The organism is Duganella sacchari (genome assembly GCF_900143065.1).
GTDB classification, from domain to species: Bacteria; Pseudomonadota; Gammaproteobacteria; order Burkholderiales; family Burkholderiaceae_D; genus Rugamonas; species Rugamonas sacchari.
In genome coordinates this window covers 414,904-432,412 of sequence record NZ_FRCX01000006.1, presented here as the reverse complement: position 1 = coordinate 432,412, position 17,509 = coordinate 414,904, and the positions used below count along the sequence as shown (strand labels likewise).

17 protein-coding genes are annotated in these 17,509 nt (G+C 65.0%); 14 read left to right on the top strand and 3 right to left on the bottom strand.

What is annotated here, in order from left to right; all coding sequences use genetic code 11:
* The first annotated feature begins 134 nt into the window (after positions 1–134).
* From BUA36_RS15950 to BUA36_RS30345, 4 genes are all read left to right on the top strand, one after another.
* Positions 135–1,274: a succinylglutamate desuccinylase/aspartoacylase family protein gene (locus tag BUA36_RS15950; RefSeq protein WP_072786126.1), complete on the top strand. Its 1,140-nt coding sequence runs from the start codon at positions 135–137 to the stop codon at positions 1,272–1,274.
* A 5-nt stretch (positions 1,275–1,279) separates the two neighbouring features.
* Positions 1,280–2,680, top strand: coding sequence for a YfcC family protein (locus BUA36_RS15945; RefSeq protein ID WP_229255726.1), 1,401 nt, complete (start codon positions 1,280–1,282; stop codon positions 2,678–2,680).
* Positions 2,681–2,749: 69 nt separating this feature from the next.
* Positions 2,750–2,983, top strand: coding sequence for a colicin E3/pyocin S6 family cytotoxin (locus BUA36_RS15940; protein WP_072786206.1), 234 nt, complete (start codon positions 2,750–2,752; stop codon positions 2,981–2,983).
* Positions 2,976–3,215 carry a hypothetical protein gene (locus BUA36_RS30345; RefSeq protein WP_139260595.1) on the top strand — a complete coding sequence of 80 codons (240 nt, stop codon included), beginning with the start codon at positions 2,976–2,978 and terminating at the stop codon, positions 3,213–3,215. Before BUA36_RS15940 ends, BUA36_RS30345 begins: the two co-directional genes overlap by 8 nt.
* Here the strand turns inward: BUA36_RS30345 and BUA36_RS15935 are convergent.
* Positions 3,151–3,576 (bottom strand): GNAT family N-acetyltransferase, encoded by a 426-nt coding sequence (locus tag BUA36_RS15935; protein WP_072786125.1) that lies wholly within the window; start codon positions 3,574–3,576, stop codon positions 3,151–3,153. The genes BUA36_RS30345 and BUA36_RS15935 overlap by 65 nt on opposite strands.
* A gap of 96 nt (positions 3,577–3,672) precedes the next feature.
* On the opposite strand from BUA36_RS15935, the gene argH reads away from it, so the two are divergent.
* Entirely contained in the window at positions 3,673–5,070 is a 1,398-nt protein-coding gene (gene argH / locus BUA36_RS15930; protein WP_072786124.1) for an argininosuccinate lyase, read from the top strand.
* 7 nt (positions 5,071–5,077) lie between these two features.
* Here the strand turns inward: argH and BUA36_RS15925 are convergent, their stop codons facing one another.
* Together BUA36_RS15925 and BUA36_RS15920 are read right to left on the bottom strand one after the other, a co-directional pair.
* Positions 5,078–5,734, bottom strand: a complete 657-nt coding sequence (locus BUA36_RS15925; protein WP_072786123.1) for a DUF6445 family protein — start codon at positions 5,732–5,734, stop codon at positions 5,078–5,080.
* Positions 5,734–6,390, bottom strand: coding sequence for a hypothetical protein (locus BUA36_RS15920; RefSeq protein WP_072786122.1), 657 nt, complete (start codon positions 6,388–6,390; stop codon positions 5,734–5,736). The genes BUA36_RS15925 and BUA36_RS15920 overlap by 1 nt, the downstream gene beginning before the upstream one ends.
* A gap of 649 nt (positions 6,391–7,039) precedes the next feature.
* Between BUA36_RS15920 and BUA36_RS15915 the strand changes: the two genes are divergently transcribed.
* Genes BUA36_RS15915 through BUA36_RS15875 form a run of 9 tightly spaced genes read left to right on the top strand, consistent with a single transcriptional unit; the run spans position 7,040 to position 17,505 of the window.
* A complete protein-coding gene (locus BUA36_RS15915; RefSeq protein ID WP_072786121.1) occupies positions 7,040–9,586 on the top strand; it encodes a M4 family metallopeptidase in 2,547 nt (848 codons plus the stop codon).
* Between the two features lie 7 nt (positions 9,587–9,593).
* Positions 9,594–10,820 carry a type II secretion system F family protein gene (locus tag BUA36_RS15910; protein WP_072786120.1) on the top strand — a complete coding sequence of 409 codons (1,227 nt, stop codon included), beginning with the start codon at positions 9,594–9,596 and terminating at the stop codon, positions 10,818–10,820.
* Positions 10,817–12,514 carry a GspE/PulE family protein gene (locus BUA36_RS15905; RefSeq protein ID WP_072786119.1) on the top strand — a complete coding sequence of 566 codons (1,698 nt, stop codon included), beginning with the start codon at positions 10,817–10,819 and terminating at the stop codon, positions 12,512–12,514. The genes BUA36_RS15910 and BUA36_RS15905 overlap by 4 nt, the downstream gene beginning before the upstream one ends.
* Positions 12,501–13,400 (top strand): hypothetical protein, encoded by a 900-nt coding sequence (locus BUA36_RS15900; protein ID WP_139260593.1) that lies wholly within the window; start codon positions 12,501–12,503, stop codon positions 13,398–13,400. The genes BUA36_RS15905 and BUA36_RS15900 overlap by 14 nt, the downstream gene beginning before the upstream one ends.
* Positions 13,397–13,966, top strand: coding sequence for a hypothetical protein (locus BUA36_RS15895; protein ID WP_072786118.1), 570 nt, complete (start codon positions 13,397–13,399; stop codon positions 13,964–13,966). Before BUA36_RS15900 ends, BUA36_RS15895 begins: the two co-directional genes overlap by 4 nt.
* Positions 13,954–14,553: a hypothetical protein gene (locus tag BUA36_RS15890; RefSeq protein WP_072786117.1), complete on the top strand. Its 600-nt coding sequence runs from the start codon at positions 13,954–13,956 to the stop codon at positions 14,551–14,553. Before BUA36_RS15895 ends, BUA36_RS15890 begins: the two co-directional genes overlap by 13 nt.
* Positions 14,550–15,074 (top strand): hypothetical protein, encoded by a 525-nt coding sequence (locus tag BUA36_RS15885; RefSeq protein WP_072786116.1) that lies wholly within the window; start codon positions 14,550–14,552, stop codon positions 15,072–15,074. The genes BUA36_RS15890 and BUA36_RS15885 overlap by 4 nt, the downstream gene beginning before the upstream one ends.
* Entirely contained in the window at positions 15,071–17,029 is a 1,959-nt protein-coding gene (locus BUA36_RS15880) for a secretin GspD/PilQ domain-containing protein (RefSeq protein WP_229255725.1), read from the top strand. The genes BUA36_RS15885 and BUA36_RS15880 overlap by 4 nt, the downstream gene beginning before the upstream one ends.
* A complete protein-coding gene (locus BUA36_RS15875; RefSeq protein ID WP_072786114.1) occupies positions 17,026–17,505 on the top strand; it encodes a type II secretion system protein in 480 nt (159 codons plus the stop codon). The genes BUA36_RS15880 and BUA36_RS15875 overlap by 4 nt, the downstream gene beginning before the upstream one ends.
* Positions 17,506–17,509 lie beyond the last annotated feature (4 nt).

Genomic DNA, 17,509 nt, shown 5'->3' with positions numbered 1-17,509 from the left:
AACTAACTGTACGCAGTTGTAGCCAAAAACTCAAGAAAGCACCCTTGCTTTGTCGGCTAGCTGATTTACTTTGTGAAAATAGTGCTACATACTCAATCCTTCATTTAATACGCTGATAACACGCTGACAACGCCATGCAAGTACATCAACATCCCCTCTCCGGCCCCCACGCGAATGCCGCGTACACGCTGACCAGTTTCCATTTCGGTACGCCGGGCAGCGGCAAAAAAGTGTATATCCAGGGTTCGCTGCATGCGGACGAAGTGCCGGGCATGCTGGTGTCGCAGTTCCTGCGCAAGGAGCTGACGGCGCTGGAAGCGGCCGGCAAGATCAGCGGCGAAATCATCCTGGTGCCGGCCGCCAATCCGATCGGGCTGGCGCAGGCCATCCACGGCGCCGCGTTTGGCCGCTTCGACCTGACCACGGGCGTGAATTTCAACCGCGCCTACAAGCACGTGGCGGGCGACCTGAAAAAATCGCTGGCGGGCAAACTGGGCGCCGATGCGGCGGGCAACGTGGCGCTGATCCGCGAACATGCGCGCGCCTCGATCGCCGCGTGGCAGCCGGCCACCGATGCGGAAACGCTCAAGAAAACCCTGATGACGCTGGCCATCGACGCCGACATCGTGCTCGATCTGCACTGCGATAACGAAGCCGTGCTGCACATCTACGCCGGCACGCCGCTGGCCGAAGGCATCGCGCCGCTGTCAGCGATCATGGGTTCGCACGCGACGCTGCTGGCCTATGAGGCGGGCGGCGAACCGTTTGACGAAGCATGCAGCCGCCTGTGGTGGGACCTCGACAAACACTTCGAGCACCAGTTCCCGATTCCAGCTGCCTGCCTGTCCACCACGGTAGAGCTGCGCGGCGAGATGGAAGTCAGCTACGATCTGGCACGCAAGGACGCAGCGGGCCTGCTGCAGTTCCTGACGCTGCAAGGCCTGCTGCATGCCGACGACGCCACAGCGCAGGCCGCAGCAGCGGTGCTGCCGGAACCGCTGTGCGCGGCCACGCCGCTGGAAGGCGTCGAACCGTTGTATGCGCCGCATGCGGGCATCCTGGTGTACACGCGCGAACTCGGTGCACGCGTGGTGGCCGGCGATGCGATTGCAGACCTCATCGATCCGGTGAGCGGCGACACCACGGTGGTACGCGCCACGGTGGACGGCGTGTTCTTTGCGCGCAGCGCGCATCGTCATGTGATACGCGGCATGAACGTTGGCAAAGTCGCCAGCGCCAAGGCCTATCGTGAAGGCGACCTGCTGAGCGCATGATGACAATGACGACCACCAAAAAATTCAAACTGCCGCACACCTTTGTCCTGCTGTTCATCATCCTGGCGCTGATTGCGGCCGCCACGTGGCTGGTCCCGGGCGGCAAGTACGACACGCATCTGGTCAACGGCAAGCAGCTGATCAATCCGGACAGCTTCCACTACATCGAAAGCGCGCCGCAAGGCCTGGTGGCGCTGCTCAAGGCGCCGATCAAGGGCTTTGTCGAAGCGGCGCAGATCATCGGCTTCGTGCTGATCGTGGGCGGCGCGTTTGCCGTGCTGCAGAAGACCGAGGCGATCGACTCGATGATCAAGTCGCTGGCCAAGGCGCATGAGAGTTCGGCGTTCATCCAGAAGGCGCTGATCCCGGTGTTTGTCACCATGTTCTCGATCGGCGGTGCCACCTTCGGCATGAATGAAGAAGCCATACCGTTTATATTGATTTTCGTGCCGCTGGCGCTGGCGCTGGGCTATGACACGGTGGTCGGCGTATCGATTCCTTTCCTCGGCTCGCAGGTAGGCTTTTCAGCGGCGTTCCTGAATCCGTTCAACGTCGGCATCGCCCAGGGCATTGCGGGCGTGCCGGTGTTTTCCGGCTGGGGCTACCGCCTCATCGTGTGGTGTATCGCCACCACAGTCACGGTGCTGTTCCTGATGTGGTACGCGGCGCGCGTGAAGAAAAATCCGCAGCTCAGCCCGACCTACGCGCTGGACCTGGAAAAGCGCAAGGACTTGCCGAAAGGCGCAGCCAGCGACTTCCACGGCATGACCGCGCGCCACAAGCTGGTGTTGTGGATTTTCGCCGGTTCGCTGGTGGTCATGGTGGGCGGCGTGGTGCACTACGACTGGTATATCGACGAAATTGCAGCGCTGTTCCTGAGCATGGCCATCGTGATCGGTCTGGTCGGGCGGCTTGATTCGAGCCAGATCGTGGAAGGCTTCATGCAGGGCGCGCGCGACCTGGTCGGCACGGCGCTGGTGATTGCGCTGGCGCGCGGCACGCTGGTGCTGGCGCGCGATGCGCACATCATCGACACCATGCTGCATACGCTGATGCCGCTGGTGCAGTCGGTGCATCCGGTGTTCGCGGCGTGGAAGATGTTTGGCATCCAGACCGTGATCAACTTCTTCATCCACTCGGGCAGCGGCCAGGCCGCGCTGACCATGCCCATCATGGCGCCGCTGGCCGACCTGGTCGGCGTGACGCGGCAGACCGCGATTCTGGCGTTCCAGTTCGGCGAGTTCACCACGCCGATGATACCGACGTCCGGCATCACGGTCGGCGTGCTGGCACTGGCGCGCATCCCGTGGATCACCTGGGCCAAATGGATGATCCCCTTGCAGCTGATCTACGCCGTGCTGGCACTGGCGCTGCTGGTTCCGCCGTGCCTGATGAACTGGCAATGAGCCAGCTCAAGGGATAACAAAAACTGGAGTGCTAAGTTAGGCCCCTTGCCGACGCCACGGGGAATTGTCTTGGCACCCATACCGATTCCGAAGCCATCCTATCTGGAGCAGTGCGTCTACCTTGGCGCACGCAACGGCGAAAAACCCTGGATTTCCAGAGATAGCACTAAACTATATACGTGGAACTGGACCCACGGCGAAATCGAAGTATTCAATCAACGCGGTCGCCACCTTGGCGTGATCGATGCCGTGACAGGTACGCTCATCAAAAACGCCGTCGCCGGAAGGAAAATCGATGTCTAATTTCATCCAGAAATGCCTGTCCCGCGAGACTGCCCCCGAAGAGATTGATGATTTCATCGATCAATGGCACGCAAATCCCGGCCGCCAATCACTGCACGAATTCTTGGGCATGAGCCGCGACGAATACGCACGCTGGCTAGCCGATGCAGCCAGCCTGCCGGCGATCATCAATTCGCATAAATATTCGGAAAATAACGCTCCATCAGCGTGGCCGGGCGGGCCGGCGGAGTGAAACCGTAGCGCGTGTACAGTTCATGGGCATCGCTGGTGGCCAGCATGAAGCGGCGCAGCCCCTGCAAGTCAGCGTGCGACAAAACCGCCTCCACCAGCTGCTTGCTATAACCCTTGCCACGCTCCGGCTCCAGCACAAACACATCGGCCAGATAGGCAAACGTGGCGTAATCCGTGGTCACCCGTGCAAAACCCACCTGCCGGCCATCCAGATAAGCGCCAAAACACAGCGAATTGTCGATGGCCCGCTCCACCAGCGCCAGCGGAATGCCGATGGCCCAGGTGGAGCGTTCGCTCAGAAACTGATGAATCATCGGCAAGTCGAGTGCCGCTTTATCGGTAGTAATGCGCAGAATGCTCATGTTTTCCACGGTTGTCTAGACAAGGTTGACGGATTTTGCAGCAGCTGACGGTTTATAATCAGCAGCTGATCCTACGCGCACTTCCTACATTTGACTATGACTGCACAACTTTCCAAAAAGGCCGAAGCCTGGTCGGCCCGCTTCAACGAACCCGTCTCGGACCTCGTCAAACGCTACACCGCCTCGGTATTCTTCGACAAGCGCCTGGCCAAGGCCGACATCCAGGGCTCGCTGGCCCACGCTGAAATGCTGGCCGCCCAGGGCATCATCAGCGCCCACGACCGCGCCGAGATCGAGCGCGGCATGGCGCAGATCAGCGCCGAAATCGAGGCCGGCCAGTTTGAATGGCTGCTGGACCTGGAAGACGTCCACCTGAATATTGAAAAACGCCTCACCGAACTGGTGGGCGACGCCGGCAAGCGCCTGCACACGGGCCGTTCGCGCAACGACCAGGTAGCGACCGACATCCGCCTCTACGTGCGCGCCGCCATCGACGACGTGCTGCAGCTGCTGAACGCCCTGCGCAGCGCACTGACCGACCTGGCCGAAAAGAACGCCGACACCATCCTGCCCGGCTTCACCCACATGCAAGTGGCGCAGCCGATCACCTTCGGCCACCACATGCTGGCCTATGTTGAAATGTTCGGCCGCGACGCCGAGCGCATGGCCGATGCGCGCAAGCGCGTCAACCGCCTGCCGCTGGGCGCTGCCGCGCTGGCCGGCACCACTTTCCCGATCGACCGCGTGCGCGTAGCCAAGACGCTGGGCTTCGACGACGTCTGCCACAACTCGCTGGACGCCGTCTCCGACCGCGACTTCGCAATTGAATTCACCGCCGCCGCCTCGCTGATCATGACCCACGTGTCGCGCATGTCGGAAGAGCTGATCATCTGGATGAGCCCACGCGTGGGCTTCATCGACATTGCCGACCGCTTCTGCACCGGCTCGTCGATCATGCCGCAAAAGAAAAACCCGGACGTGCCGGAACTGGCGCGCGGCAAGACCGGCCGTGTCTACGGCCATTTAATGGGTCTGCTGACCCTGATGAAAGGCCAGCCGCTGGCCTACAACAAGGACAACCAGGAAGACAAGGAACCGCTGTTCGACACCGTCGACACCGTGGTCGACACGCTGCGCATCTTTGCCGACATGGCCGGCGGCATCAGCGTCAAGCCGGACGCCATGCGCGCAGCCGCACTGCAAGGCTATGCCACCGCCACCGACCTGGCCGACTACCTGGTCAAGAAAGGCCTGCCATTCCGCGATGCCCACGAAGCCGTGGCGCACGCCGTACGCGCCTGCGACGACCTCAAGATCGACCTGGCCGAGATGTCGCTGGAACAGCTGCGCGCGTTCTCCACGCTGATCGAGGACGACGTGTTTGCCGTGCTGACCCTGGAAGGCTCGGTGGCCGCACGCGACCACGTGGGCGGCACCGCGCCCAACCAGGTGCGCCAGGCGATTGCCCGCGTGCGCGCCCAGCTGGCCGGCTAAGCGACAGCTACGCCATCCAGAAGAACACGGCCGTCATGCGCTTGTCGTGGTGGTCGCAACCAAAATAGCTGCTGGCCGAGTGCACCAGATTGGCCCGGTACAGCAGCATGCGGTTGAAGCGGTTTTCCACGCGCAGTTCTTCATGCCAGGCCTGCGGCGGCAGGCTGGTCACGCCCAGCGCCTCGCGCAGGTTCGCATGCGGCGGGCTGCAGTAATTGCCGCCCAGCGTGCCGTCCGGATAGCGCAGCCGGTAAAACGAAGTCCCCGCCGCCGCCATCGGCTCGGGTGACAGATAAATCACCGCCGCATAGCGGCACAGCTTGAGCGAATCCGTGTGCGGCCGCGGCCCCGACTCGATACCGCCCACCAACTGTACATAATTGTGGTTCAGGGTACTGCCCTGCGGCGTCGCCTGCTGCCACAGCTTCTTCGCCCCCGTCACCTTGCGCACCCAGGCTTCCACCTGCGCCAGCTCGTCCGGCAGCAGCGCACCCTGGCTGCGCATGCCGGGCCAGGGTTCGGCGCGGTGCGGCGCCCCCAGCTCCCATGCCTCGCGCGCAAAACAGCGCTGCGCCACCTCCGCTGCGTTGGGCAGCACCCCGTCGAGCACCCAGTAGTCGCGTCCCAGCTGCGGCTTGCGGTAGGTCAGTGCCGGCCGCGCCATCAGTGCAGCGCCAGTCGTGACAGCACCGAGAACGCCGCGCCGGTCTGGCTTTGCTCCAGCAGGATCGTCAGTTCCGTATAAGTACAAATCATATTAATCAGGCTCACCTTGTCCCATGCAAGCTGCTTGAGGATGGCGTGGTAAATCCCGGGCGTGCGGCGCGTGTCCGGATTCAGGTGCAGCGTCACCGCGCTCAGGTTGTTCTGCCGCGCCAGCAGGCGCTCGCGCGCAAACACCGACTCCACCACGCTGGTCAGCGCGCCGCTGCAAATCACCATCACCTCGTTGACGCCGCGCGTCACCGTCACAAACGCGCCGCGCATCGGCTCGGCCTCCACCAGCAGCTGGCGGTGGCACTCCTGGATACTATCCGAATAGCGATAGGTATATTCCGTGAGCTCGGTGCGCGTGGTCAGCTCGCCGCCCTGGCGCAGCGGCCGGGTGCGGTGCTGCGGTTCCTGCGGCAGGCGCTCGGCCACGCGGCGCAGCGCCATCACCACCGCCGCCTGCCCCACCGGCTTCCACAAATCGCTCTCGAGCTGCGGCTGCAGCTGGCGCGCCAGCTCCGACAGATTGATCAAGCCGCGCCGCAGGCCCTCGGTCAGGAAGGCCGACTCCAGCACGATGCGTTCCACTTTGGTCGAAATCGACAGCATAAAAGATCCCCCTCGTCCGCCCACGGCGGAACAATAGTCAACAGAGGTAGGCGCCGGTCCGCGCACCCGGCAGGATGGGGCGCGGCAGACGGGCGTGATCTGGCAGCCGTCAGGCGGGCGGGGCGTGGGTGATACGCAGCAAACGCGGCGGGCGGATGGAACGACGATGCGGCAGTGGGTGTGCGGTCATTTTTTCTCTTCCTGATTTGCTTATGCGCGAATGTTATAAGGGTCGTGCCCTGCGCTTTTTTTATGTCTCCGCGTGTGCGCGGATTCAAATAGTTTAATTCGCAATATTAAAATTCTGCAACCAGCTTTTACCCCGCTAGCCGACAGAGTGTTGCGCCGTTGCCGAAAATAGAGGCCCCCGCCTAGTTCGTTGTGGATACCACACAAAACCGCCCTATCGTGCGTGCGCCGCGCGCGCCCATCTGTTATACGCCCCGCCGTTACTGGGCTCCTGCATCACCGCAGCATTATTCAGTGCCTCAGGGGAATGTCTCATTTCAGACATTTTGTGCGCCGCTGACTCATTTTCAATTTTTTTTGACGCTGCTGGCACGACAGGAATAACGTGCGCTCCACTCGCCGTATTCATGTTGATTGCGTACCACGCCGGCGACCAACTACAACCGCTCATGGAGAAGAAATGAACCTACGTAAGCCCCTGCTTGCTGTTGCCGTCGCCGCTACCCTGCCGGTGATCTGCCCTACCGCCAACGCTGCTGCCGAACTCATGGCAGCCCCTGTCAACCAGGCCTCGCCGCAGGAAAGCGCCAGCCTGGTCGCCAAGCTGACTGCGCTCGACAGCGAACGCGGTCTGAGCGCAGACAACAGCTTCCGCATCAGCAGCCAGCACCCTGGCGTGGTCGGCCAGAAAATCACGCGCGTCCAGCACACCTACAAAGGCCTGCGCGTGTTCGGTTCGGAATCGGTAGTGGTCACCAACACGGCAGGCGACATCGTCAGCGAATCGGTGTCCGACCGCCGCGCCGGCCTGGCCGGCAACCAGTCGGTGGTCAACGGCACCAAGGGCGACGGCGTGGCGCCAGCACTCAAGGACCTGACGCCATCGCTGAGCAGCGGCGACGCCATCGCGCTGGTGGTCAAGCAAGTCGCACCCAGCGGTGTACACCGCTGGGCGCCACAGGCCGAACTGCTGATCTGGCCCGTGGTCAAATCGGTGCGCGTGGCCTCGGCCCTCAACAAATCGGAAGCCGCGCTGAATGCGCTCGACCTCGAAGACGTGGTTGACCACTACGAGCTGGCCTACTACGTGCAGACCCGCATGGCCGACAAGGGCAAGGTGGTGTACCACGACACCATCGTCAACGCCAAGACCGGCGCCATCATCGCGCAATGGAAGTCGCTGCAGACCGTGGTCGGCACCGGCAACAGCCAGTACAACGGCAGCGTGCCAATCAACACCACGCTGTCGGGCAGCACCTACAAAATGCTGGACGCCACGCGCGGCACCGGCGGCGTGTACGGCGGCATGGCCATCACCAACGCCAACCACAGCTCGGCCGACAGTCCGAACGCCGGCAGCATCTACACCAATTCCACCAACACCTGGGGCGACGGCAAACAGTACATCAGCGGCGGCAGCACCACCAACGCCAACGGCCAGACTGCCGCAGTCAATGCGCTGTGGGGCCTGATGAACACCTACGACACGCTCAAAAGCGTGCTGGGCTGGCAATCGCTGGACGGTAACAACACCGCCACCTACATTGCCGCCCACGTTGACAACAACTACGACAACGCCTTCTTCGACCCAAGCTGCAAGTGCATGTACATCGGCGACGGTTCCAGCTTCACCAGCCTTGGCTCAATCGACGTGATCGGCCATGAAATGTCGCACGGCGTCACCGACGCTACTTCCAACCTGACCTACTCGGGCGAATCGGGCGGCCTCAATGAGTCCAACTCCGACATCGGCGGCGAAATGGTGGAAGCCTACGCGCGCAACGGCGGCACCGGCACCGTGATCCCGGCCGGCAACGACTGGATGATGGGCAAGGAAATCAGCAAATCCGGCCAGCCGCTGCGCTGGATGTGGAAGCCAAGCAAGGACGGCAGCAGCCCGGATGCGTGGAGCAGCACCATCAAAAACCTCGACGTCCACTACTCGAGCGGCCCGAACAACCGCATGTTCTACTTCCTGTCGCAAGGTTCGAACTCGAGCGCGAGCAGCGAGTACTACTCCAAGTACCTGACCAAGAGCCCGGCCGCAATGACCGGTATCGGCAATGACAAGGCTTACCGCATCTGGTTCAAGGCCGCCACCACCAAGTTCACCGCGTCCACCAACTACGCTGACGCCCGCACCAAAGTGCTGGCTGCCGCGCAGGAACTGTATGGCGTCGGCTCGAAAGAAGCGATTGCCGTGCAGCGCGCCTATGCGGCCATCAACGTCGGCACCGACATCGATGAAGCCGGCGGCACCGGCGGCGTGTCGATCTCGACCCAGCCAGCCAACGTCAGCGTCGCCGCTGGCGCCACCGCCTCGTTCAGCGTCGGCGCCACGGGCGGCACCGCGCCATACAGCTACAAGTGGTACCGCAACGGCGCAGCCATCAGCGGCGCCACCTCGGCCACCTACTCGCTGACGGCGCAAACCGCCGACAACGGCGCCACCTTCTACGCCATCGTCAGCGACGCTTCGTCGCCAGCCAAAACCGCCACCTCCAACAGCGCCACGCTGACCGTGGGTGGTGGCGGCGGCACCGGCACCGAACGCGTCACCAACGGCGGCTTCGAGTCCGGCACCACCGGCTGGGGCGGCACCACGGGCGTGATCGGCAACTACAGCGGCCAGACTGCCTACGAAGGCACCAAGTTCGCCTGGCTGGGCGGCAACGGCAAAGCCGCGACTGAAACGCTGACCCAGAGCGTGGCCATTCCATCGGCCGCCACCAGCGCTAGCCTGAGCTTCGCACTGCATATCGACACCGCAGAAACCGACAACGTCGCTTACGACAAGCTGGTAGTCACGGTCAAGAACAGCAGCGGCACGGTACTGGGCACGCTGGCGACCTACACCAACCTGAACGCGGCCAGCGGCTACCAGGTCCGTACCTTCAACCTGCTGCCATACAAAGGCCAGACCGTAACGCTGTCGTTTGCCATGACCGAAGACTCGGCCCTGCAAACTTCCTTCGTGGTGGACAAGGTCAGCCTGATCACCCAGTAAGGCAGCGATGCAGTATCGGCTAGAAGTACAAGGCGGGCCTGCCGGCCCGCAGTCTGTCGCGATCACCGCCGCCAGCGAGGCGGAGGCGATCCGGCAGGCAGCGCGCAGCGGCTGGCGCGTGCTGAGCATCGCCACTGTCGGCAACGACGGTGCGGATCAGCACGCGCCGGCCGCTGCGCGTTTGCCTGTTACTGGCGGCCGCGGCGCGCAAGCGTTCCCGCTGCTGCAATTCAGCCAGGAGCTGCTGGCGCTGCTGGAGGCTGGCCTCAACCTCAGCGAAGCCATCGCCACCCTGCACAGCAAGGAAACCCGTGCCGGCGCCCGCGCCATCCTGGCCGCGCTGCAGCGCGCCATGCAACAGGGCCTGAGCTTTTCCGACACGCTGGCCACGTTCCCGGCCATCTTCCCCGACCTCTACATCGCCACCGTGCACGCGGCCGAACGCTCCGGTCACCTGCCGCAGGCGCTGGCGCGCTTTGTCAGCTACCAGCTGCAGTTCGACGCCATCCGCAAAAAGCTGGTGTCAGCCGCGATCTACCCGGTGATGCTACTGGTGGTCGGCACGCTGGTCACGCTGTTCCTGATGGGTTACGTGGTGCCGCGCTTCAGCGTGGTGTACGAAAGTGCCGGGCGCGAGATCCCGTGGGCGTCGCAACTGCTGCTGGGCATGGGCCGGACGCTGGCCGCCCACCCGTGGCTGTGCGCAGGGGCGCTGGCCGCCGTGGTGGTTGCGGCCATCCACGCCGCGACCAACCCGCGCGCCCGCCAGCGCATGCTGCAAGCCGTGCTGCGCCTACCGCTGCTGGCCGCGCGCGCCGCCGAGTTCCGCCTGGCGCGCTTTTACCGCGCCTTGAGCCTGCTGCTGCACGCCGGCATTCCGCTGACCCGGGCGCTGGCCATGGGCAGCGCCATGCTGACGCCGGCCCAGCAACTGGCGCTGGCGCAGACGCGGCGCGCCGTCGAACAGGGCCTGCCGTTTTCCACCGCGCTCGAGCAGCAAGGCCTGGCCACGCCGGTGGCGCAGTCGCTGCTCAAGGTCGGCGAAAACACCGGCCGCCTCGGCGACATGCTGGAGCGCTCGGCCAGCTTCCACGACGAAGAATTCGCCCGCTGGGTGGACTGGGCCTCGCGTCTGCTGGAGCCGCTGCTGATGACCATTATCGGCGTGGTCATCGGCGGCGTGGTGGTCCTCATGTATATGCCGATTTTTGAACTGGCAGGGAGTCTCTCATGAATGCACGCGAACCGGCCATCCTCACGCCCGAACTGCTGCACGGCGCGCGCGCCGCCGCGCTGGCGCAAGGCCGTCCCGCCATGGCGCTGCTGCAGGAACAATGCGGCCTGACGGCGGAAGAATTCACGCGCCAGCTGGCCGCGCTGTTCTGCTATCCGGCCTGGCCCATGGCGCGCCTGCAGGCGGCGCTGCCCGCGTTTGACCTGTTGCCCTACACCGACTGCGTCCAGCGCGACTGCGTGCTGCTGCGCGCTGACGGCAACGGCGGCGCGCTGGCCGCGCCCACGCTGGTCATCGCCAACCCGCTGGCCGACGACACGCTGCACTGGGCCAGCTACGCCATCGCCGGCGACTACAGCGTGGCGCTGGCGCATGCCGACGACCTGGCCGCCTATCTGGCGCAGCAGGAAAGCGTGCAGCAGGCCATGGCCGGCATGCTGGGCGCCGACGGCGACGACAGCCACAACACGCCCGAAGCCGGCGTCGAAGATATCTCGCTGCTGCGCATCCGCGAAGACAGCAGCCCGGTGGTCAAGCTGGTTAACTCCACCATCTACGACGCGCTCAAATTCCAGGCCAGCGACATCCACCTCGAGTGCGAAGCCAACAGCCTGACCATCAAATACCGTGTCGACGGTGTGCTGGTGCAGGCCGGCCAGGTACAGGGCCTGCAGATGGCCGAACAGATCATCTCGCGCATCAAGGTGCTGGCGGAACTCGACATCGCCGAACGCCGCGTGCCGCAGGACGGCCGCTTCAAAGTGCGCGTGAAAGGCAGCGAGATCGACTTCCGCGTCTCCATCATGCCCAACATCTTTGGCGAAGACGCCGTGCTGCGCCTGCTGGACCGGCGCGCACTGACCGAAGCCGCGCAGTCGCTACGGCTGGAAAGCCTGGGCCTCAACGCCGACGCCATCGTGCAGATCCGCCGCCTGGCCGCCAAGCCGCACGGCATGCTGCTGGTGACCGGCCCCACCGGCTCCGGCAAGACCACCACGCTGTACGCCGCCATCACCGAAATCAACACCGGCCGCGACAAGGTCGTCACCATCGAAGACCCGGTCGAATACCGCCTGCCGCGCGTGCTGCAGATTCCCGTCAACGAGAAAAAGGGCCTGACCTTCGCGCGCGGCCTGCGCTCCATCCTGCGCCACGATCCCGACAAAATCATGATCGGCGAAATCCGCGACGACGAAACCGCGCAAATCGCCGTGCAGGCCTCGCTGACCGGCCACCTGGTATTCACGACGGTCCACGCCAACAACGTGTTTGACGTGGTGGGCCGCTTCCTGCACATGGGCGTCGATCCTTACAGCTTCGCCGCCGCGCTCAACGGCATCGTCGCCCAGCGCCTGCTGCGCCTCAACTGCGAGCACTGCGCGGTGGAAGTGGCGCCCGATCCGGCCGAGCTGCACGACAGCGGCCTCACCGCCGCCGCCGTCGAAGGCTGGGTATTCAAGGCGGGCGCCGGCTGCGGCCATTGCCGCGGCAGCGGCTACAAGGGCCGCAAGGCGGTGGCCGAAGTACTGGTGCTGAACGACGCCATGCGCGAAATGATCTGCACCCGCGCGCCCGTCAGCCGCATGAAAGAAGAAGCCGCCGCCATGGGCTTCCGGCTCGCGCGCAGCGCTGGCCTGGACCTGGTGCGGCTGGGTGAAACCACTTTGCAGGAGCTGAATCGTGTCACTTACTAAGCAACTGCGGCAGCTGCTGTACGCCGTCCGCCAGCGCAGCATGGCGCCGCGCACCCTGTGCGTACACCTGGCGCCGCACCAGCTGCGCGCCGCCGTGCGCCAGGGCCAGCGACTCATTGACGGCAGCCAGCAGCAGATCGCGCTGGCCAACCCCGGCGGCCACTGGCAGCCCGCTGTCGACGCGCTGCACGCACTGCTGCTACAGGCGCGCGGCGACGCCGCCAGCGCCGCCGCTGGCGCCTTGTCGCTCGCCGGTCTGCCGCTGGAAATCAGCCTGTCCAGCCGCTGGCAGCAACTGGCGATCGTACCGTGGAGCGACGCCCTGCTGTCCGAACCGGCCGCCCACCGCTTCCTGCAAATGCAGCTGGCCGCACTGTACGGCGACGCCGCGCTGGGCTGGCGCATCGTCGCCGACGACGCGCCCTACGGCAATGCGCGCGCCATCTGCGGCATCGACAGCGTCCTGCTGCAAGCCCTGACCGCGCTGGCCGAGGCCAGCGGCCACCCATGCCACGCCATCGAACCCGCGCTGGGCGCTGCGCTGCGCTGGCTGCCCCGCACCAGCACCGGCCCTGGCAACGGCACCGGCGCCAGATCGGCCCCTGGCGCGCTGGCCCTGGCCGAACCGGGCCGCCTGACGCTGGCCGCCATCACGCGCGGCCGCATCAGCGCCCTGCACACCCAGCCCAGCAACGCCGACTGGTCGCGCGAACTGCCGCAAGCCTGGCAGCGCTGGCTGCTGCGCATGCCCGAACTGGCCGGCATCCCCCGCGTCACCGTCATCAACCTGGCAGCGCCACCCGCCACCGCACTGCCGCAGCAATTCGAACTCGCCGACGACCTGTATGGCGCCGCTCCTGCCACCCTGATCGAGGCCGCCGCATGAGCACCCTCAATTTCATCCCGCGCAGCGCGCCGCTGCAAGGCTGGCGCCTGGCGCTGGCGGCCGTGGGCGCCATCACGCTGGCCAGCGCCGCCTACCACTGGCTCGGCCCCATGCAGGAAGTCCAGCGCCTGCAGCACCGCCTCGACACGCAAGCCGCCCGCAGCGAACGCAGCGCCGCACGCCGCAACCAGCCCGCGTTGTCGCCGCAGCAGCAACAGGCGCTCGACAAGCAGTTGGCCGTGATTGCCGGCGCCGTGCGCCAGCTCAACCTGCCCGTGGTGCGCCTGCTCAAAACCGTGCAGGCGCCCGAAGACATCCACGTCGCCCTGCTCGGCCTGGACCTCAACGGCCAGCCGCCGCAGGACGGCGAAAGCAGCGCCACCCACACTGCGGCCACGCCGGCCGGCGTCCTGAAAATCAGCGCCGAAGCGCAAACCGCCCAAGACATGCTGAACTACCTGGCCTTCCTTAACCAGCAGCGCCTGTTCCGCTCCGTCTACCTGATCAAGCACGAAGCGGCGGGCGACGCCTACCGCTTCCAACTGGAGGCCCTATGGCGCGAATAAAACTCGCATCCCTGACCAGCTGGCGCGGCACGCCGCAGCACACCGCGCGCCACGGCTGGCAAGCTCGCCGCCTGCTGCGCCAGGCCGGCCCCGGCGCCATTGCCGGCGTGGCCGCCATCGCCGTCGCCGTGCTGCTGCAATGGCATGCCACGCAGCTGGCGCAGCGCCAGCAACTGCTGACGCAGGAAATCAACACTGCCGTCCTCAGCGCGGCCGCGCCGCGTGTCGCCGCGCCCACCAGCGCCGATGGCGTGGCCGCCTTCCAGGCCTTCCTGCCCGCGCACGACACCATCCCCGACATGCTCAAGGAGATGGTGCGCCTCGCCGAACAAAGCGGCATCACGCTGGCCAAGGCCGAATACAAGCCGGAACAGGATGCCGGCAGCAGCTTCCTGCGCTACCGCATCACGCTGCCGGTGAAAGCCGACTTCCCGCGCGTGCAGGAATTCATCATCAACGTGCTGCAGGCCCTGCCTTCGCTGACGCTGGAATCGGTGTCCTTCAAGCGCGAGCAGATCGCCTCGGGCGCCGTCGAAGCGCGCCTGCAGTTCGTCCTGCTGGTACGCCAGATGGAGCAGCGGCCATGAGAAAAGCAGTCCTGGGTATCGCCGCCGCAGCCACCGTGCTGGCCGCCTGGTTTGCGCCTGACGACGACGGCGTGGTCGTCGCTCCGGCCGCCGCCACGCCGCGCGAAGCGCCGGCCAGCGCACTTGCAGCGGCAGAGGCGCCCGCCGCCGCACCAACCGTCGATCTGCACATCCACGCACGCGTCAGCGACGAAGAACTGGGCGACGCCTTCGCCAAGCAGAGCTGGGGCGGACAGGCGGCGCCGTCTGCGCCTTTGAAGCCGGCCGAGGCCCGCGCAGCAGCGCCGCAAGCCGAAGCTGCCAGCGGCCCGCCGCCACTGCCGTTCCAGTACCTGGGCCGCTACTCCGACGACGGCAATACCGCCTATTTCTTCCAGGTTGATGGCCAGAACGTCATCGCCCGGCCCGGCGAAAAGATCAACGACAGCTACCGCCTCGAACGCGTCAGCGACGGCACCCTGCATGTGCTCTACCTGCCGCTCAACCAACCACAAACACTTGTTGTAGGGGACGCCAATTGAAACCTTTGATGCCATTCCGCCTTGCTGCGCTGTCCTCCGCACTGGCCGCCGCGCTGCTGCTCACCGCCTGCGCCAGCAATTCCGCCTTCAAGGAAGGCAATGCCCTGCTGGACGCCGGCCAGGTTGAACCTGGCCTGGCCAAACTGGAACAGGCCGTGCGCGACGACCCGCACAACGCTGAGTACCGCCTGGTGCTGCTGAACCGCAAACTGCGGCTGGTCAACGCCTACAACACCCGCGGTGAAACGCTGCGCATCAAGGGTCAGGCCGCCGAGGCGGAAGCCAGCTTCCAGCAGGCGCTGGCCATCGATGCCGCCAACGTCGTCGCCCGACAGGGGCTGGCAGCGCTGGCACAGGACCAGAAACAGCAGCAGGTGCTGGCGGATGCGGAAGCGCTGTACCAGCGCGGCGGCGACGCCAATCTGACCCAGGCGCAAGCGCTGCTGCGCCCCTTGCTGGTGCAACGGCCCAACCAGCGCGCCCTGCAAAACCTGCAAGTCCGCCTGACCGACGCCCAGACCCGGCTGCGTCCCGCCAGCGGACGACTGGCGGCCGCCTACCGCAAGCCCATCACGCTGGAATTCCGCGATGCGCCGCTGCGCTCCGTGTTTGACCTCATCAGCCGCGTCTCCGGCCTCAATTTCGTCTTCGACCGCGACGTCGATCCCAACCTGCGCGCCACCATCTCGGTACGCGACACCAGCATCGAAGAAGCCATCACCATGCTGCTAAGCGCCAACCAGCTCGAACAGAGCGTCACCGGCGAACGCGCCATCACCATCTACCCCAACAACCCGCAGAAGGTGAAGGATTACCAGCAGCTCGTGGTGCGCAGCTTCTTCCTGGCCAACGCCGACGTCAAATCCGTGGCGTTCACGCTCAAGACGCTGCTCAAGGCCAAGGACATCGTCACCGACGAACGTATCGGCACCATCATCATGCGCGATACGCCGGAAATGGTCCGCATGGCCGAACGCATCATCGCCGTGCAGGACGTCGCCGATCCCGAAGTCATGCTGGAAGTGGAAGTGCTGGAAGTGAAGCGCACCAGCATCCAGCAGCTTGGCATCCAGTGGCCGGATTCCGCCACGCTCAAACTGATCGGCAGTGACCAGATCAACGGCCTACTGGTGAACGACCTGCGCAACATTACCGGCAAAACCATCTCCGCCGGCATCGGCCCGGTCACGCTCAACGCCAACCGCAACGACACCGACAGCAACCTGCTGGCCAACCCGCGCATCCGCGTGCGCAACAAGGACAAGGCCAAGGTGCTGATCGGCGACCGCGTGCCGGTCATCACCGTCACCACCAACAACGGCGTCAGCGCCGACAGCGTCAACTATATCGACGTCGGCCTCAAGCTCGACGTCGAGCCGAATGTCTACCTGGACGACGAAGTGGCCATCAAGATCGCGCTGGAAGTCAGCAGCGTGGTCAAGGAGGTGTACAGCAAGTCCGGCACCACCGCCTACCAGATCGGCACCCGCAGCGCCTCCACCGTGCTGCGCCTCAAGGACGGCGAGACCCAGGTGCTGGCGGGCCTGATCAACGACGAAGACCGTGTCACCGCCAACAAGGTGCCGGGCATCGGCCAGTTGCCGGTGCTGAACCGCCTGTTTGGCACGCAGAAGGACGACAACACGCGCAGCGAGATCGTGCTGTCGATCACACCGCGCATCCTGCGCTCGATCCGCCGGCCCGAGCTGGCGGTGGCGGAATTCAATGCCGGCACCGATTCCGACATCGGCGGCCGCGTGCAGGTGGCCGCCGCGTCGTCATCATCATCCAGCTTCTCCGCCAACGCCGCTGCGGACGACAACCAGCAGGAAGCGCCCGCCGCCGTGACGTCCAGCGCACCCGCAGCTGCCCCCAGCAGCATGACGGGCGGTTCGTCCATGACCGGCGGCGATCCCGCCCCCGCCGCCGCGCCACGCAAAGGCCAGCAGCCATGACGCACCACGGCCAGCAAGGGTTCACCTTCATCGAACTGATGATTACCCTGTCCATTCTTGCTACGCTGGCCATGGTGGCCGCGCCCATGGCGCAGATGGCCGTGCAGCGCGAAAAAGAACAGCGGCTGCGCACCGCGCTGATCGAGATTCGCCAGGCCATCGACGCCTACAAGCGCGCCGCCGACAATGGCCACATCAAGCTGTCCATCGGCGATTCCGGCTACCCGAAAAAACTGGAGGATCTGGTCATCGGTGTGCCCGACCAGCGCAGCCCGCGCAAGCAGAATATGTACTTCCTGCGGCGCATCCCGGCCGACCCGTTTGCCACGCAGGATGGACCGGACAAGCAAACCGGCTGGTCGCTGCGCAGCTACGCGTCCCCGCCCGACAATCCGTCCGAAGGCGACGACGTGTTCGACGTCAGCTCGCGCTCCGAAAAGACGGGCCTGAACGGCATCCCGCTGAAACTATGGTGAACCC